Genomic DNA, 24,312 nt, shown 5'->3' with positions numbered 1-24,312 from the left:
CGCCGCTCCCTGCGCTCCGCCCTCCGTCCGCCGCCACGCATGCATGCACCCACGACCGGCGCCGGAACTAAGTCGCAGGCCACAGCGCTGGCATCACGACGAGGCGCAGCTGCCCTCGCTGCTCGCCGCATCGAGACGCCGCGAGCGGCAGGCCGGACCAATAGCCTGACCGTCGCTGACCTGCGATGTGAGAACTTTCTTTACTGGTATCGAGACACCTGCTCGATACAGCGGCGAAGGCGTACCGCCGCTAACAGGAAGAAGTGCAGGTCACGTTCAAGAGTTTGGAGTTCCACGTGGTCGGCGTGCCGCTTGTTGAAGCGTCGGTCGATGCGTCCTGATTGGAGCGCCACGGCGTTGATCCAGTTGGTTGCCTCGGTGCGAAGACGCTCGACAATGACGCCCTCTGATGGGGCATTGCGTTGACGTTCCGTTGCCCTCATTCTGTCCCTGCTGTGTGATCCATGGGGTGCGTTACACCGGGGAGGAAGTGGTGTCGGGGGCCGCTGGCCGCGTGCGGCAGAGCGATGAGGTGTGTGCCCGAAACCGCGGAGTCCGGTTGTTGGAGGTGGCTTCCGATCAGGTTGACGAGTGTGGCTGCGACCGCTACGAGGTCGGCTGCCGAGCCGTGGAATGTGGGGACCGAGCAGCCCCTGGTTGGTATAAGTTCGTCATCGCTGGGTTCTTGCCACAGCGTGTGGTAGAGCTCAAGTCCGCTGTCGCCCTGGATTGTTCGGCCAGCGTCTTGATCGATGCTGGAAACTGTCGCTGTTGCGCTTGCGGCGCACAGCACGGCTAGGCCGAGCGTGCCAGAGCGAGCGTCTGTGGCGACCTGAGCGATCAATGCCTTTCGCGTCGGCGCAGTTGCCAACGCATCGAGACAGCTCGTGATGCCGTTGTTCACTGTGGCGTCGATGATGAGATCCGCTGCCAGGCATGACGTGTGGTCTTCTGGGAGGTGCCCTTCTGCGACGGTGACCGTCAGGTCATCACGGATCGCGCGGAGCCGTCCAGCGAGTGCCTCGGCTTTGGAACGGCCAATGTCGTCTTCGACGTAGTTTTGTCGGACGAGCAAGCCGCCGGTGACGATGCCAGGGTCGCACACGGTGATCTCCGATGCTCCTGCGCGAGCGATGAATTCGGCGATCCATGATCCGAGCCCGCCGCAGCCCCAGATGTGGACAGTCTTTCGTTGAAATCCGTTCACGGGGCGGCCGTCGTCGCGGCGGGTTGTCACTTCGGGTCGTTCGTCGGACATCCTGCACCACTCAATCGGGATTTCAGTGTTGATCTTCGCGGGGTCGAGAACAACCCCCACACCCCGTTGCTGCGCGACCTCGCGGAGCGCATTCGCCGTTGGGGTGGGGAGCCGTCCGCCCAAGAGGTGGGGTGGGCCTCCAGCGGGGTGCGGCACGGCGAGGACGAAGTATTGCTCGGCGTCGTGGTGATTTCGTAACGCACTCGCCAGGAGGGCGGTGAGGAACGCCGGCGATTGCGGTGCGATCCGGGGAGCCCGTCCTTCGAGGCGGTCAAGGTAGGGGTCGTCCAGGAGAGCAAGCAGTAGCGCGAATGTGGATGCGGCACCGAACGGCAGCGCGGTGGCCAGGGTAATTACCGGTACGCGATGCCCGGCAGCTCCAGGCGAGTACGTCAGGTCGTATCGGTGCGTTGACCGGGCGATCAGGTGAGCCGTTTGGTGGCGCTTCGCCGGTCCGGGTTCTCGGGTAACGATCGTCGGTGTGTCATGTGCCTGATGCGGCACTCCGCCAACAGCGTGGTACATGGCGGTGGCGGCGTCGAAGTTTCCGGCGGCCGCGTCGACGAGCCAGTCCCAAAGGCGGGTGAGTAGGCCGGCCACACCAAGCGTCGGCTGCCATTCCCGTGAAGGATCCAAATAGATGCATAGTCGTTGACCCGCGAGCACATGGGGGTAGCCGAGAAACCGAGTGTGATCAACGTCGATAGCCGGTAGCGAGTACGAAGAGGGGCGAAGCTGAAGGATGAACTCCTCGGTCTCTTGAAGTTGCAGGCCACCCGGATGATGCGGGATGGCGGCCGTGCGTAGCGAGATGCGGAGCGACGCCTCGCCGCTAGCGTCGAGCGTGGGTCTTCCTCGGACCTGGATTTCGTTGGGACGTTGTTGCGCTAGCGCTTTGAGTTCGGCGAGGAGATGCTTCTGCCAGCCCGTCAGCGTGGGCTGGTGGCGTCTGGTCACCCTGCCCGACCAGAGCGCCCCACTGTTGAGTCCGCGGCAGAGGTGGCTGCTGGAAACTTCGCGCTAGCGGTTGTTGTGGCCGGCGCCTTGAATCCGTCGCCGAAGATGTTCTGCCACAGCTGGACACTGCGGTCTTTGTCTTTCTCCTCGTAGGCCGCTTCGATGTCGGCGGCATGCACGTGGATTCGGTCACGGAAGTAGCTGTAGGTCGCCTGAGCGCTCTCGGGGTCTGGTCCCCACCGGTGGTCGAACGTCACGCCGGAACCGGACGGGTCGGCGATGGAGGGCTTGATCGGGTTCGCTTGCAACCAGGTGTCGAGGTCTTGCACGACATGAAGAAGAGTTGTGGGGACGTTGCTGTAGTAACTCGGGTCCAGGAGCTTGCGCAAGTCTGTTACCTGCTCCCCCAGCATGGTGGTCAGCAGGACTGAACGTGTGCCGGTGAACGAATTCTTGTGATCACGAAGGTATTTCATGAGTCTGATCACTTTGCGTAAGTTCCCGCTGGCGATAGAGTCCTGTTTCTTCATCCAATCGGTGAAACCCTGCGGGTTCGTCAGCTCCCACTCGTTGTCGTCGCGGTTGACGATGACCTCTCGACCGTCGGCCAGGTTGAGGTGAGGGACGATGTCGACGTGCATGGAGTTGGCGTAGACGAGCCGCGCGCAGCGGCACTTACGTGAGTGCGGCATGGTGCCGTAGGTGCTGTGCCGATGCAGGGCTGCGTAGACCTCATCGATGTAGGTCTTGGGGTTGTCGGCCCAGTCCGGGTTCTGGCTCATGTCGAGCATGAAGTCGGCGTCGAACTCGTTGTCACCGACGGGGTTGATGATCGTGCGGTGTGCCCAGGAGCCTTGCGGCGTCTTGCCGGTGATCAGCGCACCGATTTCGACGTCGGCTTTGAGTGCCTTGTAGATGGCTTCGACGCGCTGGTTGAGTAGGTCCAGTTTGAACTGGCTGAGATTGACCGTGTCTTTCAGCAAGACGTTGAAGTGGTCAGCGAGTTGCATTGGGGGCCTCCGTGTGTGAAATGCTGCCCGGATCGTCGCGGTGTCGGCGTCCGTTCACCGGTGTGTATGCGGGCGCCTGGTGGTCAGCGAATTTCGCGGTGTAGCTAGGGCTGAGTTCTCGGCTGACTGAGGCAGCGAGGCCGGCCACGTCCTTTGGGTCCGCCGAGTCCAGTGCGTAGAGGCCGCCGGGCACTAGAGCGTCGAAGCGCGTGTAGTTGGATTTGCCGATCAAGTGTTCGGCGAGGCCCTGTCCGCCACGGCTGCTGGCGTTAAGGATCAGCGGGGCAATCGGTCTTGCCCAGTGTAAGAGTCCGCCGCGGTCCAAGCGCTTGGGGTGATCGGTCAGCTGATCAATGGTGCCGACGTTGAGGACGGTAATCGCGTCGAGAGGAACACCGAGCATGCTGACGGCCTCGGCGATCGCGACGACAGCCGGGTTGTTGGCCCATACTCCGCCGTCAATGAGCCTGTGTCCGTCGACGTACGCCGCGGGGAAGTACAGCGGCGCCGCCGAGGTCGCCAGTGCAACGTCCACCATCGGTATGCGCCAGTCGCGGGTCAGCCGTGTGTGGTGCGGAGTCTTGAAGATGTGCACGGCCCCGCGTTGTACATCCCACGCGGGAATGACGAGTCGCTTCGTGCTGTCGCCAAGGAGTCGGGCTCCGAGGACGCCGGTCAACGCTTGCCGCAGCGCCTCTGCGTCATAGATGGGCGATCTCAGCTGCCGTGGTCGGCGCCATCCTCGCCGCCTCGACGCCGGAAAGACTTTCTCGACCAGTTCTTCGTAGTGGGAGACAATCTCCTTCGGCGTGAGGCCCGCACCGAGACCCAGTGCGACGATGCCGCCCGCCGACGTGCCAGCAATGAGGTCGAAGGAATCGGTGATCCTAACGCCCAGATCCTGCTCCAGACGTGCAAGCACATGCGCAGTGAACAACGCCTTGGCGCCCCCTCCATCGAGAGCGAGGACCTGGAAGCGCTCGGGGCGCGGGCCAGCCGCCTCGCGCTCGGCTGCTGGATAGACCTGCGCGGCGAATTCGCCAGGTCCCGGCGAGGACGTACCATTATCAAGGTTGGCAGGCGTCGCGGGAACTACATCCATGTAACTAGACTACGCCGCTCCGCCGACAACGACCTAGCCGTTATTGCCACCGGCGTGGGGACCCGCGCAGCCAGCAGCCATGTCAATGCTCCGGCTCAGCATTTGCCGGCTCCGTCGAGACCGAAACCGTTTCGCTCGGCGTAGCCGCACGGAAACGAACGACTGTCTGCTGGTGCGTCATCGCGACACGATGGCGACATGGCGCCGGAGCAGCGCCCGCACTCTGGCCGGCACCCTCGTCGGCGGACTGGAGATCATCTGCGCTGCCACACGCGCAGCGTCGCCGCGCTCGCCGGCCTTTGTGATCTTGGGGTCGCCCAGGCGCCACGGCGAAGCGTGGTAATCGGGTTGTGACGCGACGATCTCCAGTAGTGTCTCGATATCCTGGAGGTCACGTTCGGAGTCGCGAACGGTACGTGCCAGCATCTTCAACACGAATGCTGCCTCGACGTCGGGAACCGGAATTTCGAACTCAACCGTGTCGCCGTCGGTGAGTCGGGCTGTGACGGCGACTTCGATCGGCGGTAGGGCGAGCGCCAACCGCAGCCCTGGCGCTCCGTCGAAGGCTCGTTCGCCGATGATCCGCTTGCCTGGTTTGGCTGCGGTGGGAACTAAGAGGTCGACCGCTTGCTCACCCCGCTCGTAGCGGTTGCCGCACTCAGCGGTGTACCCCAGTGCGGTGAGTCGATCGTGGAGGTTCCCGGTGGACGCCACGTTGACGTCGATCCCGGTGTCTGCGTCGGAGGTCAGTCGCGGTATGCCCGACACGTTGTAGACGTGCCGCAGCAGTCGCACCATGTGACCGCCGATGACGCGGTACTCGATGTCGGCAGTGACTGCGGCCACGTCACGCAGTGCACGCATTCCGTTGTCGTCGGCCACCGCAGTGCAGGCGATTTGCACCGATGCTGTTCCGGTCACCGGTGCACGATCCAGTCGCTGAGATGCTGCGGTGCACCGTCGCCAAGATCGGCACCGCCGCTGAGGTCCTGAAGCGCAATCACTGGATCCACAGTGATGATGTCGGAACGCTGCGTATCACGAACCCGCCGCCACCAGGCCGCGGTCGTCCAGACGGTCGGGTCGGCGGGAACCCGCACAGTCAAGGTCGCTTCCTCGGCGGTGGCCTCCACCAAACCGAACTCGGAGAGGTCGACCAGTTCTTTGGCATAGACCAGACCTCTGGTTGGTACCTGCCACGGTCGCAGGACGTCGGCGGCGACCTCGCCGCCAGCAAGGATCGGCACGGTGAGCTCGGCGCCGAGTCGGGTCGCACTGCGCACCTGCTCCACTACCGGATCCATTCCATACCAGTACGTTTCGACAAGTCCGCTGTCCGCAGGTACCAATGCCAGTTTCACCAGGAGCTCCCGGCGCGCAGCCTCGGTCATCGGCGTGTCCGGCAGCGGATCCTTCTCGGTCATTTTGGACACCGCCTGCTGGCTAACTCCGATGGCCGCGGCAATGTCGCGTTGGCGGAGGTGACCGCGCGTAAGCACACAGACCCGTTCAGCCGCCCGCCGCCGCCAGCTGCGCTCGCTGGCGGCGCGGGGCGGCCGTCCTGGTGTTGGCGTTCGGTAGGTTCGCCCGGAGAGCACCAGTTCGCCGGTGCTGCCGACGCTGAGATCCACGTCAGCCTGAGCCAGGAGCGCTGAACGTGCCTCATCTGAGATGGTCTCGCACACCACGAATACGCGGCGGCCTGGATGGCGGCGCACACGACTAAGGACTGCGGCCGGAGATGGCACACGTTCTGCCAGAACCAGGTCCGCTACTACGGCGCGGCCATCGATTCGGTATGTGATGCTGTGTGCATCACCAGTCACCATCCGCACGCCTGCGTCGACCAAGCGGGCAGGAATCGAAGCAGAGAGCACGTCTGTTACTCTACTCAGTGACTACTTGTCAAACAACCTATTGTCGATAAATAGCGTTCTGGTTGTTTGACTTCGACCAACCAGTGGCGTACAAACCGTCCATTGATCCGTCATACGCTGGTGGAGTTTAACGGGCCTAGCGTCGAGGAACCTGAGCAGATAGAGCTACTCTGACGTTTTCGCGGCGACGCCGGTAGCCCAGGCATCGCTGACAGCCGCTGACTCTTAATCAGCGGGTCTGGGGTTCGAAACCCTGACGGCGCACCATGCAAACGCAATGCTCAGGCAGGGTTGTTGTCGTTTCGGAGTGTTTGCTGCCTGTGACAGATGTGACCGATGTGACCGAAAGGTCTCCATATTGTCCCCGCGCTGCGGAAGCAGACCCACCACAGCAAACGGCGCGTCGGCGTGACATGTGAGACCGCCGTCCTAAGGTCGTGCCGTGTCTAATATGCCTCCCGACCCCGATGCATCTGACTCACGCGAGGACGGTGCACCTACCAAAGAGGCCTGTGCCAAGCTCTATCAGGAAGTGGGTCTGCTGCACGATCAGGTGACAATTTCGGTCGGGACTGCCCCCGGTTTGGTTGATTCCTGACCTGTGAGGATTCGTCCTTGCTGGAAGGATCAACCCGTGCCGAAACCGTTTCCTGCCGAGTTCCGTGCCGATGTCATCGCCGTGGCCCGCAAGGGCGAGGCGCCGTTGCGCCAGATCGCGAAAGACTTCGGGATCTCTGAGGCCTGCCTGCATCGTTGGCTCAAGATCGCCGACCGCGACGATGGTGTCGACCGGAGCGGGTCTGCGGCAGCCGATGGCGACCTGTCGGCGCAGCTGCGCGAGGCGCACAAGCGAATCAAGCTCCTTGAGCAAGAAGCCGAGGTAATGCGCCGCGCAGCCGGCGACCACCCCACGGCGGCCGACCGCGTTGCGCAGCGCGGCGGTCGCCAGGCGTGACTTCATTCGGGAGTCGATCGAATAACCCACGATGCGGTTGGAGAATGCATCCTTGATCGCGCAGAGGTAGAGCTTGCCCTCGCCGGTATAATGCTCAGTTATGTCGCTGAGCCACAACATGTTTGGCGTTTCAGCGGTGAAGTCGCGCTGGACCAGATCGTCGTGCACCGGCGGTCCTGGTTTGCCGTTCTTGCCGCGCTTCTTGCCGAACACGCTCCACAACTGCTGCTGTGAGCAGATGCGCCAGGCGGTGCGCTCGGCCATCGGCTCGCCGGCCTCACGGGCCTCCTCGACGAGGTAGCGGTAGCCGAACTCGGGGTCCTCGCCGTGCGCGTCGAACAGGGCGTTGGCGCGGTATGCCTCGACGAGTTCGGCATTGGTGATGGGATTTGCCCGCCAGCGGTAGTAGGGCTGGCGGGCGAGCTTGAGTACCCGGCGCGTCACCGCGACGGGAATCCCGTCGGCGGCGAGCTCACTTACGAGCGGGTAGACCCTTTTCCCGGCAGATTGGCCTGCGACAAGTACGCCGCTGCCCGCCGTAAGACTTCATTCTCTTGTTCCAACAACCGATTTCGGCGTCGTAGCTCGCGCAGATCAGCGGAGTCATTGGTGCTCTTACCTGGCTTGGCGCCCTCGTCGACGTCGGCTTGGCGCATCCACTTGGTCAACGTCATCGGGTGCACGCCGAAATCGGTGGCGATCTGCTCGATCGTCACCCCGTCGTCGCGGTTACGGGCAACGCGGACGACGTCGTCGCGAAATTCACGGGGGTAGGGCCTAGGCACACTGACATCCTTCCAGCCCGCCCGCTTTGGGCAAGCCAACTCAGATGTCACCTATTGGTGCAGCAGACCCGATGATCGTGGGCTGGCGGGTAGCGTCGCACATGCGTACCACCATGGTGCTGGATGCGTTGGAGATGGCTCGTTGGTCACGCGGAAACACATTGCCGGGCTTGACATGTCACTCCGATGCCGGATCGCAATTCACCTCTATCCGCTATGGCGAACGGCTCGCCGAGATCGGAGCGGTCCGCTCGATCGGCACGATCGGAGACAGCTACGATAATGCCCTGGAGACGGTGAACGGCTACTACAAGGCGGAGCTGATCTACGGGCCAGTCCGCACCAGGCCGTGGAAGACCGTCGAGGACGTCGAACTCGCGACCCTGAGCTGGGTGTACTGGCACAACACCAGCCGCTTACACAGCTACCTTAATGACATCCCACCCACCGAGTTCGAAGCCGCGTTCCACGATGCACATGGGACCGACCAACCCCTGGCCGGAATCCAATAACCCGAGCCTCCGGGAAAGTCAGGGCGATTCAATCAAGTAGCTAGAGTCCGATACGTTTGGCGATGACCTCGTTCATGATTTCGTTGGTGCCGCCGCCTATTCCGAGAATTCGGCAATCTCGATAGTGTCTCTCGATCTCAGACTCACGCATGTAGCCCATCCCACCGAAGATCTGAACCGCCTCATTGACCACGTAGTCGCACGCATACACAGCGGTGTTCTTGGCCATCGACACCTCGGCAACGACATCCTCCCCCGCTAGCCACCTCTGCATGACCGCACGGGTGTAGGTGCACGCCACGTCGACCTGTCGAGCCATCTCCGCAAGCTTATGGCGAATGATCTGGCGCCCCGTCAAGGGTCTACCGAACGTTTCACGTTCCCGCGCCCAACTCTTGGCAAGGTCGAGAGCCCGACCCGCCGTCGCGTACGCCTGGACGGCGATGCCGAGCCGTTCAGCCTGAAATTGCTGCATGATCTGCAAAAACCCACTGTTCTCTGCCCCCACCAGGTTGTCAGCCGGTACGCGAACGTCGACGAAAGACAACTCGGCGGTGTCGCTACATCGCCACCCCATCTTGTCTAACCGGCGGGACACTTCGAATCCAGGCGAATTCTTGTCGATCACAAGCAATGAAACTCCACCGTAACCCGGTCCGCCGGTGCGTACCGCCGTAGTAACGAAGTCCGCTCGAACTCCGCTGGTGATGAACGTCTTTGCTCCGTTGACCACGTAGGTGTCCCCCTCGCGCACCGCGCGTGTGCGCAGATTCGCGACATCTGAGCCTGCCCCAGGCTCGGTAACGCCCAGCGAGCCGATCATCTTTCCTGCGAGCGTAGGACGGACATATCGTTGAATCAGGGCGTCGGAGCCATTGGCGGCAATGTGGGGAAGGGCAATGCCATGGGTGAACAAGGCGGCGCAGACGCCAGTGGACCCGCCTGCGGCCAGGATGGCCTCAGTGACCAGTGCAGAGTCAATCGCATTGCCGCCGCTGCCGCCGACTTCTTCCGGGAACCCGATTCTGAGAAGCCCCACCTCGGCAGCATTGAGATGCAGGTCGCGCGGAATCTCACCCACGTGCTCCCATTCCGCTAGCTTCGGCGCGATTTCACGTTCCGAGAAAGACCGCGCCATTTGGCTCAGCGCTCGTCGCTCCGGCGTGGTCCACACCTCCGGGGCGATAGCGAAACGAGCAGCCCCATCCCTGCTTGCCGTGGTCGTGCCAGCGTCCGTCATCTCAGCCTCCCAGAGAATGTGATAGATGATCGATGAGGTGTCTGATGCTTGCCGTCCTCACGACGGGAAAGAAGGACCCGACGCCAACCACCCAAGGGGCCCGGCCGCATGATCTGCAGCAACGCAAGGACATGGAGACCAGCAGTGGGCATGATGCTCTTCAGAACCGGACCAGCCCTCGGATATTTTTTCCTGAACGCATATCCTGGTAGCCCTCATTAATTTGGTCGAGGGAGTATTCGCGGGTGACCAACTCATCGAGCTTCAACAACCCAGCGGAGTACAGCTCGACCAGTCGCGGAATATCGTGCGGCGCATTGGATGAGCCATACAAAGCGCCACGAATCTGCTTCTCGTAAAGCGTCATTTCAAGCAGTGATCCTGAGATCGATGAGTCGTCGGGGTGCCCGATGGCCGTGACCACGACGCGCCCGCGCTTTCCGACCAAGGCCAGCGCTTCCGCGGTGTAGGAGGCCTCAGCCACATCGGTGGTGAGGATGCAGACATCAGCCAGCTTGCCCAGCGTCATATCGCTGACCAGCGACCAAGCTTCATCCATCGAGGCCGCGGTGTGCGTCGCACCGAACCCGCTCGCTTGCTCTCGCTTGAACTTCACCGGATCGACCGCCACAATCGCCAGCGCTCCCGCGATTCGCGCGCCCTGAATCGCATTCATTCCGATTCCGCCCGCTCCCACTACCACGACGGTGTCCCCGGCGCGCACCTCCCCAGTCCGCACCGCAGATCCGTAACCGGTCGTGACGCCGCAACCGATCAAGGCTGCCCGATCCAGGGGGATTCCGCCGTCAATCTTGACCACGGACGCCTGCGGCACCACTGTGTACTCGGAAAACGTCCCGAGCAAACACATCTGCCCGACGTCCTCGCCTCGTGCGTGAAAGCGATAGGTGCCGTCGATCTGCGGTCCCATCATGAGCGCCGCTCCCAACTCACAGAGATTGCCCATGCCGCGCGCGCAGTACGAGCAGCGCCCACACGAGGGAAGGAAGGTCAAGATGACAGAATCACCTTCGGACAGTTCCTCAACCCCTTCGCCGCACTCCACGACTGTGCCAGCACCCTCATGACCCCCCACTACCGGCAATGGGATCGGGAGGTCGCCGGTCACCAGATGTTCGTCGGAATGGCACAAGCCGGTGGCCGCCAGCCGCACGAGGACCTCCCCGGGACCTGGCGGATCCAAATCGACTTCTTCGACCTCCCACTTCTGCTCCAAGCCCCACAAAACAGCCGCACGTGTCTTCATGTTGAAGTCCCTTCTATCGAATTACGCTTCTCGAGTAGTTATCCCGACCGCGCACGGTGGTCGCGCGAACTGTCCTGGATGATCTCCGGGCACATCGCCCAGAGGCCCGCGCCGCTCACCCGGGCCCGGGCGCGGTACCGCACCGACATCACACATTGAGCAGGTCGTGACGCTTGTCGGCCTCAAGGATTGCCCGGTATTCCGGAAAGAGGTTCTTTGCCTGCGGTATGAGCTTGATCAGTTTGGTGACAGGACCTTTCGCTCGTACAGTTCCTTTCGCCATCGCCATGGTCAAGTTCACCTTCCCCAACCAGAACCTGTTGCCGGTATCCGCGGACATGAACAATTCGACATTCGGTGTAACGCCACTGTCCGCGCCGGTCTCTACGACCTTCTCCGGCATATCCACGGTTACTACCGCATCCGGATCGGTGTAGTGGATCCGTAACACCACCCCGGACCCGGCAAGTCTGTTCGCAAGGTCTTCGTTCTCCAAACCTCGTCGAAAGATGCCGGCGAGGTAGCGGTAAACCTCTTCCGCATCAGCGAAGACAGCCATCGTGATTCTCCCTTCCTATGACACAATTCAAAGCGCTCAAATAAATCTGCTGGGTCGCAACCAGTTCGGCTTGCTCCGAAGCAATCAGAACTCATAGGAGTAGATCTCCTGCCTCCCTCAGCGCCTCCGCGAGTCGACGTTCGGCTGTTGGCAATTGCGCAGCCACGGACGCGGCGCCGCTCGCTCTTCGGTGCGGATCTGCACCGCGGTCATAAGCGGCGTGCGCAACCGCGGTCCACAACTCAGATGCGGTCTTTGCAGCCTCCGCTGCTTTAAACGCAGGTTCGAAACTCAACTCTTCAGCGACGCGCCGACATCCACGTGCTTGCAGATCTCGGAACAGACCGCCTCCGGTTCCGGCTTTTTCGATGAAGGCGCTCAGCGCAAACAAGGCTCCGTCGAGGGTGTCGTCGTCAAAGATCTTCGGCCACCGCTTGAGATCCTCCACAAAAGTCGATACCCCTGGTAGCCCACGCACCTGAATTTCACAATCGGAGTCCTCGGTGATCGGCGCGCTCACACACGAACCCTGCATCGCGTCCGCGGACCTACGGAAGGCCGACCGGGCAGCATTGCCGAGATCTGGTGCCGCGCCGGGCCACTCGACTACGTAGGTGGTGTGCCGCGTGGGGACGGGAAATCCCGTCGATGCCCGCGCCTTCCGTAGATTCTCGTAAGGCACGGCTTGAGGTGTATCGCGATCGTTATCGACCACGAAGGCGAGTTCCTCGTCGTCGTCGTACCCTACGATCACGACATCGTGCCGGCTCATACTCAGACGCGTTCTCAGATAGGGCAATTCGGCGATGTCAGTCCACACCATGACCGGCGTACCGGCATCGATCTGTTCGGTCACCCATTTCCACCCGAGATCGGGGTCGTCTGTCGAACGACACTCGAAGCGCGCGCCCAACCGGGTCAAGTATTCGTCTTCGAGGTCCGCGCTGCGTCCAACGAGGTAGATCGGTGGACGTAGGTGGGCCGAGCGAACATACGAGAAGTCGAGGGCCCCGCCGAGAGCAAACACGATGCCTTCGTCCGGGGTGTCATCACCCCAACGGATCCCGGCCCATTCGGTCAAATCCCGAAGAGCCCCCGATCCGCAGTGGCCGCCCATGTCGTGGCGATACGGCACCACCATCGATGCCATCAGTCCTCCTCCTCTAGATGACTAACGTGCGGGCGGCAACTCCTCTGAGTCATAGGGAACGCGAGATGATTTCCTTCATCACCTCGTTCGTGCCGGCATAGATTTTTTGCACGCGCTGATCCACCCACAACCTCGAGATGGGGTACTCGGTCATGTAGCCATATCCGCCGTGAAGCTGCATACAGTCATCGAGTACCTTCATCGCTCGCTCAGTGGTCCACCACTTCGCCATGGCGACGGTCTGCACGTCGAGTTGACCCGCAAGGTGCAGGTCGATGCAGTAGTCGAGGAACACTCGTGCGATGCGCGTTTCTGTCGCGGCTTCAGCCAGCGTGAACTTGGTGTTCTGAAAGCCAAAGACAGGCCGACCGAACGCCTCCCGCTCACGCGTGTACTTGAGCGTCTGCTCCAGGGCAAGTTCCATCGCTGCGACAGCCCTCACCGCGACGATGAGTCGCTCTTGTGGCAGCTGCGTCATCAGCTGAATGAAGCCCTGTCCCTCAGACTGGCCCAGTAGATGCGAGCGCGGAACTCTCACTTCATCGAAGAACAACTCGGAGGTGTCCTGGCCGCGCTGGCCGATTTTGTCGAGAACCTTGCCGCGCCGGAATCCCGCCCGGTCAGCCTCGACAACGATCAAAGAGATGCCCGCAGCGCCCTGGCTCGGATCTGTCTTGGCAACAACGATGATGAGGTCGGCCTGTTGGCCGTTGGTGATGAAAGTCTTGGAGCCGGTGATCACGTACTCGTCACCGTCCAGGAGGGCTTTTGTCTTGACGCTCTGCAGATCGGACCCGGTCCCCGGTTCTGTCATGGCGATCGCCCCGATCATTTCACCGGACGCCATCTTGGGAAGCCACTGCGCGCGCAGCTCTTCAGTCGCGTACTGCAGGATGTAGTGGGCGACGATTCCGCTGTGCAGTCCCGCGCCCCATGAGCTGTCACCTATGCGGGCCTGCTCTTCAAGCACGACCGCTTCGTGCGCGAAAGTGCCACCGCCTCCGCCGTATTCCTCAGGTATAGACATGCAGAGCAGGCCCAGCTCGCCTGCTCGGTTCCACAGTTCTCGGTCGACGTGGTGCTGGTCTGCAAAGCGGTTCGCATGCGGCGCCAATTCGGCCGAGAAGAACTTCGCAGCGAGGTCACGAAGCTCGAGTAATTCGGCATTCATCCAGGGAGAGATTGGTGAGGACATGATTACCTTCCGACTGTTGGAATTCCAGGGATTTGACGTTATGACGTTTCGATTTCGATGAGGTATTCGCCGGCAGAGTGGCGCGCACGGATGACCTTTTTGTCGTACTTTCCGACGCTCGTCCTCGGAATATCGGACACGAAGCTCCATCGCTCGGGAATCCACCATTTGGCGACTTTGTCCGCAAGGAACGATCGGAGTTGGTCAATGTCAACGTCGGTTCCGGGGTGGACGACGACAAGCGCCAACGGCCTTTCCTGCCATTTATCGTCCGCGACGCCGACTACCGCCGCTTCGTACACGGCAGGGTGGCCGATCAGCGTGTTTTCCAGCTCCACCGAGGAGATCCATTCGCCACCTGACTTGATGACGTCTTTCGAGCGGTCGGTCAGTGTCAGATAGCCCTCGGCGTCGATCTTGCCCACATCACCGGTACGCAGCCATCCTTCGTCGAACTTCTCCGTATCGTTGTTTCCGAAATAGGACCCGGTGATCCAGGGACCGCGCGCCTGGATCTCCCCAACTGATTGCCCGTCCCACGGCACGTCTTTCCCGTCGTCGTCCCGCAACCGGATTTCGACACCGCAGATCGGTCGGCCCTGGGATGCGCGCAGCTCCCAGCGCCGCGTCGCGTCGGCTCTGTGAGCCGGACGTGCAACGGTCGCCAACGGAGAGGTTTCGGTCATACCCCAGGCCTGCACAATGGGCACGTCGTACTTCTCTTCGAATGCCCGCATCAACGAAAGCGGAACAGCAGACCCCCCGCACGCGACCAGCCGTAACGAAGAAATGTCCCGCTCAGGGTGCGAATCCAGATATCGGTCGACATCGTTCCAGATCGTCGGCACTGCACCGGCCAAGGTCGGTCTGGTGTCTTCGATGATCGACACCAACGGTTCGGCTTGGAGATACCGGTCAGGCAGTACCAGATCCGCACCGGACATCAACGCTGCGTAAATAAGCCCCCACGCATTGGCGTGAAACATTGGGACGATGGCCAGCACACGGTCGGCCTCGCTGACTGACAAAGCGTTAGCTGTGCAGGCGGTCAGGGAGTGAAGGTACGTCGAACGGTGGCTGTAGACGACGCCTTTGGGATCTCCGGTGGTACCGCTCGTATAACACATGGCCGCGGCGGACAGCTCGTCGAGCTCAGGCCAGTCAAATGATTCTTCTTGGCCGGCAAGCACTTCCTCGTAACGCAGAACGGTCTTCCCGCATCCCTGGAGCGGGGCAAGGTCGCCCTCTCCGGTGACGATGACGGTGTGCACCGACGCCATCGCTGGGAGCGCGCGCGCCAACAACGGGGCAACCGAAGCGTCGACTAGGACGATCTGATCGCTCGCGTGATTGGCGATGTACGCCAGTTGCTCTGGGGCCAAACGAATGTTGAGCGTGTGCAGGACCGCGCCCATGGAGGGAATCGCACAGTAGGCCTCCAGATGTTCCTGGTTGCTCCACTGGAAGGTGGCCACGCGTTGGTCTGCCGTGACGCCAAGACTGCGCAGCGCATTGGCAAGGCGAGCCACTCGCGCCAGCACAATGCGGTAAGGCGTTCTCCGATATCCATTTCCGGTCGGAGTGACGACCTCGCTGTCACCGTGTATGGCTGCCGCATGCTGGACGATCGCCGACACCGTGAGCGGAACATTTTGCATTGTGCTTTGCATCGTGTAGTGCCCTTTCAGGCGAAGAGGTCGGGACGGCTGTTCGGCTGATCGATGAATGTGCCGTAATGCGTTCTCAGTGCTTGCAGGATGTCTGCTAGGGGTAGATCGTCGTAGGCTCCCCGGTCGCGCAGATACTCCATGTGCTGGGTGCCGTCAGCGGTGAAACCATGGAGTAGCGCGTCGCTACGGCCGTCGAATTCGATCGGCGAGACACCGAAGCGTGCGCACAGCTCGCGATTGAACGCCGGGGTGGCCTTTACCCACGCACCGTTGAGGAACATGAGACTGTAGCCGTGGTAGACGAAAACGTCGCTACCACCCATCCGCTCGCGCAATGCCTTGGTCTGGAGGTGGTTTCGGACGTCGGCGAACCCCAGCCGCGCCGGGATTCCCGCCGCTCGGCACGCTGCAGTCAAGAGCACGGCCTTCGGGACGCAGTAGGCCCGTTCTGCGGTCGCGACGGTGCTGGCGCGATACGCGTGCGGGTTGTCGGTCACCGTGTAGGGGTCGTACCAAATGGAGTCACGGACCGCGGTGAAGATGGCGATGGCCTTCTCGGTGTCGCCGCAGGCACCACGGATCGCCGATGACACGAAGTCACGTACCGAATCTTGTTGCCAGTCAAGAAACTCCGTGGGTTCGAGGTAGGGGCTGTGGTCGACGGTCATCGGCGCTTCATCTCCAACGGAAGTCCGTCCACCGGAATGGGCAGCGAGGTGTTGTCCCATCGGACGTGATAGTTCTCCGGAACCTTCCAAGTGAACGAACGCAGCATCCTGTGCAGGATTGCTTTGACTTCGAGCGTCCCGAATTGCATGCCGATGCACTTGTGCGCTCCACCTCCGAACGGAACCCAGGCGAATCGGTGGTGTTGGTCTTCGCGCCGAGGCTCGTCGAAACGTGAGGGATCGAACCGCTCCGGATCACTCCAGATCGTTCGATCGAAGTGATTCACGGCAGGCGTTATAGCGCATAACGTGTTCGAGGGGATGTGATATCCATCGATGGCGACATCTCGAACCGTCTTGCGCATCACCAGCGGAACAGGTGCAAGCAGTCTGAGCGCTTCCTTGATCACGAGGTCGATGACCGTCATCTTCTCCAGGGCCTCGATGTCCGGCAACCCGTCACCGATGGCCGCGGCTTCCGCAGCCGCAGCCTCCTGCCACTGCGGATACTTGGCAAGGAAATAGGTGACCGCTGTGGTGGTGATCGTCGAGGTGTCGTGGGCCGCCATCATCAAGAAGATCATGTGATTCACCACATCCTCGTCGGAAAACCGCTCCCCGTCTTCGGTCGTGGCTTGACAGAGAGCAGCGAACAGATCCTCCGTTTCACCGGCTCGCGCGGCCGGCAGATGCCGGAAGAAGTAGTCCTCCAAAACGCGCCGCCCTTGCACACCAGCGCGGAATCTGGTTCCCGGAAGCGGAGCACGCACAAGGGAACTCGCCGCCCGGACCGTAGCGACGAACGCCTTGTTGACAGCATCGCTCTCGTCCTTGCCGCGGCCGCCCATGAAGACGTCGGTAGCGATGTCGAGGGTGAGTTCCTTCAACAGTGGGTAGATTCGAACCGACGGGCCCACCGGCCACGCAGGCACTGCCGAGCGAACGCATGGCGTTACCTGTTCGACGTATCCGGTCAGGCGCGGACGCGTAAACGCCTCCTGCATGATGCGCCGGTGCATCAAGTGCTCGTCGAAGCTCATGAGCATCAAACCGCGATGGAAGAAGGCGTCGATCAGGAAGGACCAGCCATCCTGAGAGAATGCTTTCGCTTCGCTCGTGAACGCCTCTCGAGTGGCGTCAGGGCCGGCGATGACCACCATCTTGGTGCCGAACGCGCCCATCCACGACACCGAACCCAGACGGTCGTAGCGCTCTCGACTGAAATCCGAGCCGAATCGGATGTAGTCGAGCGTGTGACCTACGAAGGGCAGTCCGGCATCCCCCCGGACGGCTTTCAATCCACTGCCCGCGGGTGCCGGTGCCAGTTCACGAACCGGCCAGTCCCGGCTCCATCGACGCCATCTGTCGTCGACGGCGTGAGGCGCGGGGACCATGATCACAGAGGACAACCGCTCCTTCACGTGGTGCGCAGGTGCGAGAAGGTGATTCGTCATGGTTCCTCCTGGACGCTGGGCCGCTTTGACGGCGTCCACCAGTCTTTACAAAGATGCCATTGATGTCAATATCTAGACATTATTGGCCTAGCGGTTAAGTGCGCGTCTCGTGCCCTTAGTCGGCCAGGCTCGGTTCTGCAGGGTCTCCGACCTTTAGACGCCCGACGTTTCTCAAGACGTAATCGCCGCTGTGCGGCTTCCGGGTAAGGAGTCGATAAACCAAGGTAGGCCCCGGCCAGTTCGTCGGGATTTCCCCGCTCGAGGTTCGATACCAGCTCGCACACAGCGCCCACACCGACCTCCGTAGTCGCCTTCTCAAGCGCGTGTTGTAGCGTTGCGCGCTCTCCGTCCTGACATCGATCGCATGACCCGGATGAGCAGCCACGGCTTTGATGAGCGTTGCGATGTGACGGACTTGTGACTCGATCATGTAGAGGATCGACCCCGAGCCCACATTCGTGTTGGGACCATAAAGCAGGAACAGGTTCGGGAACATGGGGACAGTGATGCCCAGATATGCGTACGCCTGGGTCTTCCACACCTCGGCCAAGGAGACTCCGCGAGAGCCGCGCACGGACATCGGGGCGAGAAAATCGGTGGCGCGAAACCCGGTTCCGTAGATCACGACATCTGCAGGACGAAACTCTCCATCCACGGTCTTGACACCGTTGTCGCAGAGCTCTGCGATAGCCTTCGGCACCAACGACACGCGATCACTCGCGATTGCTGGATAGTAATCATTCGAGAACAGCACTCGCTTGCACCCTGGCGCGTCCGAAGGCATCAATTGCTCGCGCAAAGATGGGCTAGCAACCTGCCGATGTAGGTGGCGGCGCGCGATCGCACCGAGGACGCGTGAGAGGGGCTTCGCGTCGACTAGCGTCACAGCGAGCAACTCGAAAATTAGCCATACCGCGAAACGCTCGAGGCGCAGCGCCATCGGCAATAACTCGCTCACCCTGTCGTGAAGGACTCCATACCTGCTGTCCCACTTCGGCAAGATCCACGGAGCCGTGCGCTGATATAGCGTGACATGCTCCGCCTCCTGGGCGATGTGTGGCACGAATTGGATGGCACTAGCTCCTGTGCCGATGACGGCTACTTGCTTGCCGCGAAGCGAAACCGATCGGTCCCAACGCGCCGAATGAAAGCGCGGCCCCTGGAAGGTGTCTGCGTCGGCAATAACGGGTACGTGGGGCAAGGAGAGCTGACCCACGGCCGAGACGACGACATCGCAGGTTATTGTCTCGTTCGAGTTCGTAACCAGGGTCCAACGCCCTAGCTGGTCATCGAAGGTCATTGCGACAACTTCGGTCTGGGTACGCAGATGCGCGGCCAGTCCGCCACTCTCCACGAGTTGTTGGAGGTACTTGAGTATCTCGGGTTGCTCGGCATATCGCCGTGACCAACGAGGATTGGGCTTGTACGAGAGTGAGTACAACGCTGACGGCACGTCGCAGGCCGCTCCCGGATAGGTGTTGTCACGCCAAACACCCCCGATGTCTGCAGCCTTTTCCAGGATCGTGAAGTTCGTGAACCCGTCCTTCTTCAGCCGGTGGGCCATCGCAACCCCGGCGAAGCCGGCCCCGATGATCACGATCGACGGATCGTATGCGCGACAGGCCGTCGCGAAGTTGCTGCTCATGAGGCAGAGACGACTGACTTCACGCTGCGGCGGTCGAGGTGGTGTAGGTGTAGGAGCATTGCCTGTTCGGACACTTTCACCTGACTTCCGAGGCTTCAAGGAAGCGTCCCGCTCGATGAATCGCGTCTCGGGCTTCGGGAAGAATCCGGAACATAGCCTGGAATACATGGATCTGTCCCCGGTATACCTGGATCTCGACGTGGGATCCAGCTGATTGAAGTCGCTCGGCGAGACGGCGCGAGTCATCGATCAACATTTCTCTCCCGCCCACCTGAATGAGGATCGGCGGCATCGAGGTGAGGTCCGCGTCAAGCACGCTGAGGCGCGGATCTCCGCGATCTGCGCCACCTACGTAGAGGTCAAGAGCGCGCGCCGCTGATTGAGCGGAGGCAAAAGGATCCCGGCGGCGAATTTCACGCGCTCTGGCAAGTTCGCACCTGAGATCCAGGACGGGAGACATCAGCAGCATCGCATCAGGGAGCGGCAATCCAACTGCACGTGCGCCCAAGGCCGTGGCCATCGTGAGCTGACCGCCCGCTGAATCGCCGGCAACCGCGACGGTGCGCTGACAAGAACCCGGGGACCCTCCGCTGGTAAGCCAGCGATACGCATTCAGCGCATCGTCCGCGGCTGCGGGATAGGGATACCGCGGGGCAAGACGATACTTCACTGCGAAGATGGGGCGCCCGCTCGCCGAGGCGAGTTCACCAAGAAGACCGCGGTGCGTCTCCGGCGAGCACATAGAATAGGCGCCGCCGTGGATGTACAGCAAAGGGTTGGCATGCGGATTAATGGCAGGCGTGGTGATCCAGTCCCCACGAACCGGGCCTCCGGCGAATACAGTGTCAACCTTGCGCACTGTGACGCCGCGCCGAGGCCGTGAGGCTACGAGCGCTGTTCGAAGCACGCGATCCATCACCGCAAGTCCGTAGGCGTTTGATGGCATCAGCTGCGCCAGTGGCCGCAGCGTGGTTCGCGAGGACATCGCGACGAGATGACTGGCAAGACTGGGCTGCCAGTCAGGGGCATCCATTCTGGTCACCGGGGACACACCTCTTCGGGCCGATTCTCGAATCGGTAGTCCGAGAGGCGAAAGGTGCGGCTCCGCCAATAGGTCTCCAGAGTCGTTGATGGACGGAGTGGAACGTCACCGTGCCTGTCGAAGTAGTAGCTGTTGGCATTGGAACAGCTCGGCTGCCAGAAAACCTGTCTGTGACGCCGCCTTAGCACTTCGGCGAAATAACGGTCGTTCGCCTCCTTCTTGACCTCCACGCAGTTAGCACCCAGCGCCCGCGCGCGACGAAGACACCGGACGATGTGCCGACTCTGCGCCTCGATGAGCGTGAAGTACGAGGAACCGTTGTAGCCGTACGGGCCGAAGATGTTGAAATGATTCGGAAATCCCGGGACGCTCACCCCTTCGAAGGCCTGCAGTCGATGCTCGTCCCACCATGTAGCCTGCTCCAGCCCGCCGCGTCCCTTCAATACGTAAGTTGGCATGTTGCCCGACTCCATCACTTTGAAGCCGGTGGCCAGGATCAAGACGTCAATGGGATGAGCTTTGCCGTCTCGAGTATGGACGGATGCATGGTCGATATGGGTTATGCCGCTCGTCTCGAGCGAAACGTTGGACCGGTTGTACGTTGCGAGATAGGAATTGTGGAAGCTGGGTCGTTTACAGCCCAACGAGTAGCGCGGAATGAGTTGTTCTCTCGTCGTCGGGTCATGGACCTCACGCCGCATGTACCGCTTTGCGGCGCTCTCCATGACATCGGCGAACGGTATCACCGTATGAAAGTGAGCGGCGATTGGGAAAGTGATTTCCACGAACGCCTGGCTGGCGGTCCGGGTCGCCAATTGTGCCCCCGGCAGGAAATGTAGAAGCCTTCCACCCCACGTCGGTATGGGGAAGTCTGGCTTCGGCAGACAATAAATTGGAGTTCGCTGAAATACCGTCAGACTCTCTGCTTTCTTTGCGACTTCGGGTATCAGTTGCACCGCCGATGCACCGGTACCGATTACTGCAACCCTCTTCCCGCTGAGATCTTTGGCATTGTCCCATCTAGCCGTGTGGAGCGTAACGCCGGCGAAATCTCGCACCCCCTTGATTTCAGGCCACTTTGGCCGACTGAGAACGCCGGAGCAATTTATCACGAAGCGTGCCGTGAACTCCTCACCATTGGCACTGGTCAAATGCCACCGTGTTGCGTTCTCGTCGAAACAAGCCTCGGTAATGGTTGTGTTGAAACGAATATGGTCCCAGAGCCGATACTTTTCAACACATCGCTCGGCATAGGCTTTGAGCTCATTGCCGTGGGCGTACGTGCGCGACCAAGAGGGCCGCATTTCGTATGAGAATTGATAACTGAACGACGGTATATCGACAGCGATACCCGGGTAGGTGTTCCAGTGCCACGTACCACCTACGCCATCGGCGTCATCAACCATCAAGAAGTCGGTAAATCCCGCCTTCATCAAGCTAATGCCAGACCCGATGCCGGAAAATCCAGCTCCTATGATAATTATCTCGTAATTACGGTCGGACTTGCGATCCATTCCTGTATTTCACCGTTCTGACGGTCAGCCTTGCAAACTTGTATTCAGAGTGATTGCGTCAGCTCGATATCGTCGCGCCGGGTTATCACGTAATCATGAGGATCCAAGCGGGATAGTTCTCTCATAAACTGGGTCGCGAAACCTGGGTACATCGTGCCGTTGTAGCCGTCCTGGGTCAAATACCAACTGCTGCACCCCGAATTCCAAGTCGTTCGTCGAAGGCGGCGCTGAATTTCGGAGTGATAGCGGTCCTGACGATCCTCCCTCACATCCAAAGTGCCGATGTCATTTTGCTGAAGGAGCTTGATCGCCTTGACTATATAGTCAATTGCAGCCTCCATATATACGAGCGCCGAGTTGTGGCCTGGCCCGGAATTCGGTCCGAAAGTGAAGAATAAGTTCGGATACCCGGCCACGCTCACGCTCTTGAAGGCAAATGTCCCCTGAGACCATTCATCGCCGAGCTTCCGACCGCCGAGGCCGCTAATCGGGAACGGGGTGCCACGTTTGGCCACATCGAAGCCAGTGGCAAATACGATACAGTCCACTTCGTGCTCGACACCGTCGGCGGTCCGAACACCGTTGGGTGACAATGTGGCGATCGGCCAGCTGATCAGCTTGCAGTTATCCGCCTGTAGCGCAGGGTAATAATCACTGGTCATGAGCATGCGCTTGCATCCAGGCCTGAAATGGGGCGTCAACTGACGTCTCAACCAGGAGTCTTTCACCTGCCGACGGAGATGAGCCTTGGCCGCCAGCTGTATCGCGGACGTCGCGGCGGTGTTCCAGACCATACCCACTGCCATCACTTCGTGGGCCCAAAACCACGCGTCGCGGAGCGCTTGTTCGCTCACCGGCAGGTGTGTGAAGGTCGAACGCGCCCAGGCCGGATGCCTGAAGTTCACCCTGGGCAACACCCAGCCGGGCGTTCTCTGGAAGACTTTGACCGAGGCAGCCGACTTTACGAGCTCGGGAATGATCTGAACCGCGCTCGCGCCTGTCCCGATGACTGCAACCCTCTTACCGCCGAGATCGTAGCCATGGTCCCATCGAGCGCTGTGGATCTTTTTTCCACCGTACGAGTCAATACCCCGAATATCGGGAAAGCTGGCGTTGGCAAGTGGTCCACTGGCCATCACAACTGACCGGGTGTGATACCGCTTTCCATCTGCCGTGTCGGCCATCCAGATGCCGGCACTCTCATCGAATTCCAAGGCAGTCACGTCGGTATCAAACTGGATGAACCGGGCAAGATCGTACTTGTCGACCATATCGTCGATATATTCGAGGATCTCAGCGCTCCCCGAGTAGGTACGAGTCCAGCCCGGATTCGGCTCGAACGAGTAGGAGTAGAGAAGCGAGGGAATATCGCAGGCCGCACCGGGATAAGTATTGTCTCGCCAGGTGCCTCCGACGCGATCTGACCGTTCCAGGATGACGAAGTCATCCGTGCCCTCTTGAAGCAGTCTGATCGCCGCACCGATACCTGCGAACCCGGCGCCGACGATCAACGTCGTCGTGGTGCCTGTCATTTGGCAACCGGTTCGTAGGTCAGTTCGTCCGTCCAGGATGGCGGCCGACCGAAAATCTGAACAGGGAAAACATCGATCGCATTGCCAAGGCGCTGAGACACGAAGTGCAGAGGCTGGGACCGCTTGATGGACGACGACATGTGCGCCTTCAAGATGTGATAGCCGGGCACCCTCCGCGTATGCTCACTGCGATCGCCGACATTGGCATACCGCGTCACTGCGTTGTATAACTTCTCCTCGGACAGACCCATAGCGTTGAGATTCATCAACATGCGCGTCAGGAGCGGGATATACAGCAACGCGCCGGTGAGAATGCGCGGGTCGACAAGAGCACCCGCAGTTTGAATGGCGTGGATTCGCATCGGGCTGGCGCCCAGGTCATTCAAGACCTGGAAGCCAACCGCGAGATGCCTTGATTCGTCGCTGTTGACCTTGTTGAACACCTCCCCGCACACAGGGTCGTCAACCTCATCGAGGAGAAACTTCAGCAGCGCTCCATCGAGCGCAGTCTCCAGTGCCGGAATCGCGGCCCCGATGACGGTCAGGGGCAGGGCTTCCGCATAACGGTCCAGCCATTCGATGACCAGCCGAATATTCTTGTTCGGGACCGGTTTCTCGCCTTCCTCGAGCATGCCCCAGCGACGCATCAAGGCAAGTTCGGCATTGGCGTGACGCTGCTCCTCGGCGTGAAAGTAACGGTAAATGTCTCCGAGCGCTTCGAATGGCGCCTTTGGAGCCATCGCGGCGAAGGCACGTGCTCCAACATGCTCAATCCACACCACGTCGGACATGAATTGCTTGAGTTTGGGACGCTGTTCATCGGTGATCAGTTCCGCGCCAGGGGCGTTCCAATCGATATCGGCAAGAGCCCATTGCTTGTTTTTGATTGTCTCGAGCATGTCACTGTATGCGAAAGCCAT

Annotated in this window: 20 protein-coding genes and 3 pseudogenes; 2 read left to right on the top strand and 21 right to left on the bottom strand. The window is 60.8% G+C overall.

All coding sequences use genetic code 11. The features are described 5' to 3' along the window. Positions 1-200: 200 nt before the first annotated feature. The 6 genes from ACWDUN_RS05885 to ACWDUN_RS05860 all read right to left on the bottom strand — a co-directional run bounded on the left by ACWDUN_RS05885 (position 201) and on the right by ACWDUN_RS05860 (position 6,156). Positions 201-443 (bottom strand): hypothetical protein, encoded by a 243-nt coding sequence (locus ACWDUN_RS05885; protein ID WP_005110614.1) that lies wholly within the window; start codon positions 441-443, stop codon positions 201-203. Beyond that, positions 440-2,215: a ThiF family adenylyltransferase gene (locus ACWDUN_RS05880; RefSeq protein WP_011768281.1), complete on the bottom strand. Its 1,776-nt coding sequence runs from the start codon at positions 2,213-2,215 to the stop codon at positions 440-442. Before ACWDUN_RS05880 ends, ACWDUN_RS05885 begins: the two co-directional genes overlap by 4 nt. Then, positions 2,212-3,225, bottom strand: coding sequence for an SMODS domain-containing nucleotidyltransferase (locus ACWDUN_RS05875; protein WP_005110610.1), 1,014 nt, complete (start codon positions 3,223-3,225; stop codon positions 2,212-2,214). The genes ACWDUN_RS05880 and ACWDUN_RS05875 overlap by 4 nt, the downstream gene beginning before the upstream one ends. Continuing rightward, positions 3,212-4,327, bottom strand: coding sequence for a CBASS cGAMP-activated phospholipase (locus ACWDUN_RS05870; RefSeq protein ID WP_011560565.1), 1,116 nt, complete (start codon positions 4,325-4,327; stop codon positions 3,212-3,214). The genes ACWDUN_RS05875 and ACWDUN_RS05870 overlap by 14 nt, the downstream gene beginning before the upstream one ends. A 177-nt stretch (positions 4,328-4,504) precedes the next feature. Then, positions 4,505-5,248, bottom strand: coding sequence for a nucleotidyl transferase AbiEii/AbiGii toxin family protein (locus tag ACWDUN_RS05865; protein WP_011560566.1), 744 nt, complete (start codon positions 5,246-5,248; stop codon positions 4,505-4,507). Then, complete coding sequence (locus ACWDUN_RS05860) at positions 5,245-6,156, bottom strand: hypothetical protein (RefSeq protein WP_017205323.1); 912 nt, start codon at positions 6,154-6,156, stop codon at positions 5,245-5,247. Before ACWDUN_RS05860 ends, ACWDUN_RS05865 begins: the two co-directional genes overlap by 4 nt. Before the next feature lie 682 nt (positions 6,157-6,838). On the opposite strand from ACWDUN_RS05860, the pseudogene ACWDUN_RS05855 reads away from it, so the two are divergent. Further along, positions 6,839-7,105: pseudogene (locus ACWDUN_RS05855) on the top strand (transposase); the annotation flags it as partial. Positions 7,106-7,117: 12 nt separating this feature from the next. Here the strand turns inward: ACWDUN_RS05855 and ACWDUN_RS05850 are convergent. Then, positions 7,118-7,279 (bottom strand): annotated as a pseudogene (locus ACWDUN_RS05850) (DDE-type integrase/transposase/recombinase); the annotation flags it as partial. A 356-nt stretch (positions 7,280-7,635) separates the two neighbouring features. Further along, on the bottom strand, positions 7,636-7,944 hold the full coding sequence (locus ACWDUN_RS05845) for a transposase (protein ID WP_005110601.1): 309 nt from the start codon (positions 7,942-7,944) through the stop codon (positions 7,636-7,638). Positions 7,945-8,012: 68 nt separating this feature from the next. Here ACWDUN_RS05845 and ACWDUN_RS05840 point away from each other — a divergent pair. Further along, positions 8,013-8,456: pseudogene (locus ACWDUN_RS05840) on the top strand (DDE-type integrase/transposase/recombinase); the annotation flags it as partial. Positions 8,457-8,496: 40 nt separating this feature from the next. On the opposite strand, the gene ACWDUN_RS05835 reads toward ACWDUN_RS05840, so the two are convergent. From ACWDUN_RS05835 to ACWDUN_RS05775, 13 genes are all read right to left on the bottom strand, one after another. Further along, a complete protein-coding gene (locus tag ACWDUN_RS05835) occupies positions 8,497-9,696 on the bottom strand; it encodes an acyl-CoA dehydrogenase family protein (protein WP_011856018.1) in 1,200 nt (399 codons plus the stop codon). 160 nt (positions 9,697-9,856) lie between these two features. Next, positions 9,857-10,963, bottom strand: coding sequence for an NDMA-dependent alcohol dehydrogenase (locus tag ACWDUN_RS05830; protein WP_011560572.1), 1,107 nt, complete (start codon positions 10,961-10,963; stop codon positions 9,857-9,859). A gap of 148 nt (positions 10,964-11,111) precedes the next feature. Beyond that, positions 11,112-11,522 (bottom strand): SCP2 sterol-binding domain-containing protein, encoded by a 411-nt coding sequence (locus ACWDUN_RS05825; protein WP_005110592.1) that lies wholly within the window; start codon positions 11,520-11,522, stop codon positions 11,112-11,114. A 91-nt stretch (positions 11,523-11,613) separates the two neighbouring features. Then, entirely contained in the window at positions 11,614-12,672 is a 1,059-nt protein-coding gene (locus tag ACWDUN_RS05820) for a BtrH N-terminal domain-containing protein (RefSeq protein WP_005086581.1), read from the bottom strand. Positions 12,673-12,721: 49 nt separating this feature from the next. Further along, entirely contained in the window at positions 12,722-13,867 is a 1,146-nt protein-coding gene (locus ACWDUN_RS05815) for an acyl-CoA dehydrogenase family protein (RefSeq protein ID WP_449925708.1), read from the bottom strand. Between the two features lie 38 nt (positions 13,868-13,905). Beyond that, complete coding sequence (locus ACWDUN_RS05810; RefSeq protein WP_017205326.1) at positions 13,906-15,525, bottom strand: fatty acid--CoA ligase; 1,620 nt, start codon at positions 15,523-15,525, stop codon at positions 13,906-13,908. 26 nt (positions 15,526-15,551) lie between these two features. Next, entirely contained in the window at positions 15,552-16,205 is a 654-nt protein-coding gene (locus ACWDUN_RS05805; RefSeq protein WP_011560574.1) for a transglutaminase-like domain-containing protein, read from the bottom strand. Further along, positions 16,202-17,659, bottom strand: a complete 1,458-nt coding sequence (locus tag ACWDUN_RS05800) for a cytochrome P450 (RefSeq protein WP_011560575.1) — start codon at positions 17,657-17,659, stop codon at positions 16,202-16,204. Before ACWDUN_RS05800 ends, ACWDUN_RS05805 begins: the two co-directional genes overlap by 4 nt. Before the next feature lie 115 nt (positions 17,660-17,774). Then, positions 17,775-19,304 (bottom strand): flavin-containing monooxygenase, encoded by a 1,530-nt coding sequence (locus ACWDUN_RS05795; protein WP_011856019.1) that lies wholly within the window; start codon positions 19,302-19,304, stop codon positions 17,775-17,777. Positions 19,305-19,380: 76 nt separating this feature from the next. Next, positions 19,381-20,346: an alpha/beta hydrolase gene (locus ACWDUN_RS05790; protein WP_012296509.1), complete on the bottom strand. Its 966-nt coding sequence runs from the start codon at positions 20,344-20,346 to the stop codon at positions 19,381-19,383. After that, entirely contained in the window at positions 20,343-21,860 is a 1,518-nt protein-coding gene (locus ACWDUN_RS05785) for a flavin-containing monooxygenase (protein ID WP_011560579.1), read from the bottom strand. The genes ACWDUN_RS05790 and ACWDUN_RS05785 overlap by 4 nt, the downstream gene beginning before the upstream one ends. Positions 21,861-21,904: 44 nt before the next feature. Beyond that, positions 21,905-23,392: a flavin-containing monooxygenase gene (locus ACWDUN_RS05780; RefSeq protein WP_449925698.1), complete on the bottom strand. Its 1,488-nt coding sequence runs from the start codon at positions 23,390-23,392 to the stop codon at positions 21,905-21,907. Beyond that, complete coding sequence (locus ACWDUN_RS05775; protein WP_005086594.1) at positions 23,389-24,312, bottom strand: hypothetical protein; 924 nt, start codon at positions 24,310-24,312, stop codon at positions 23,389-23,391. Before ACWDUN_RS05775 ends, ACWDUN_RS05780 begins: the two co-directional genes overlap by 4 nt.

The organism is Mycobacterium sp. NPDC003323 (assembly GCF_053589535.1).
The sequence above is the reverse complement of the archived record's forward strand: the minus strand, read 5'-3'. Positions and strand labels throughout refer to the sequence as shown.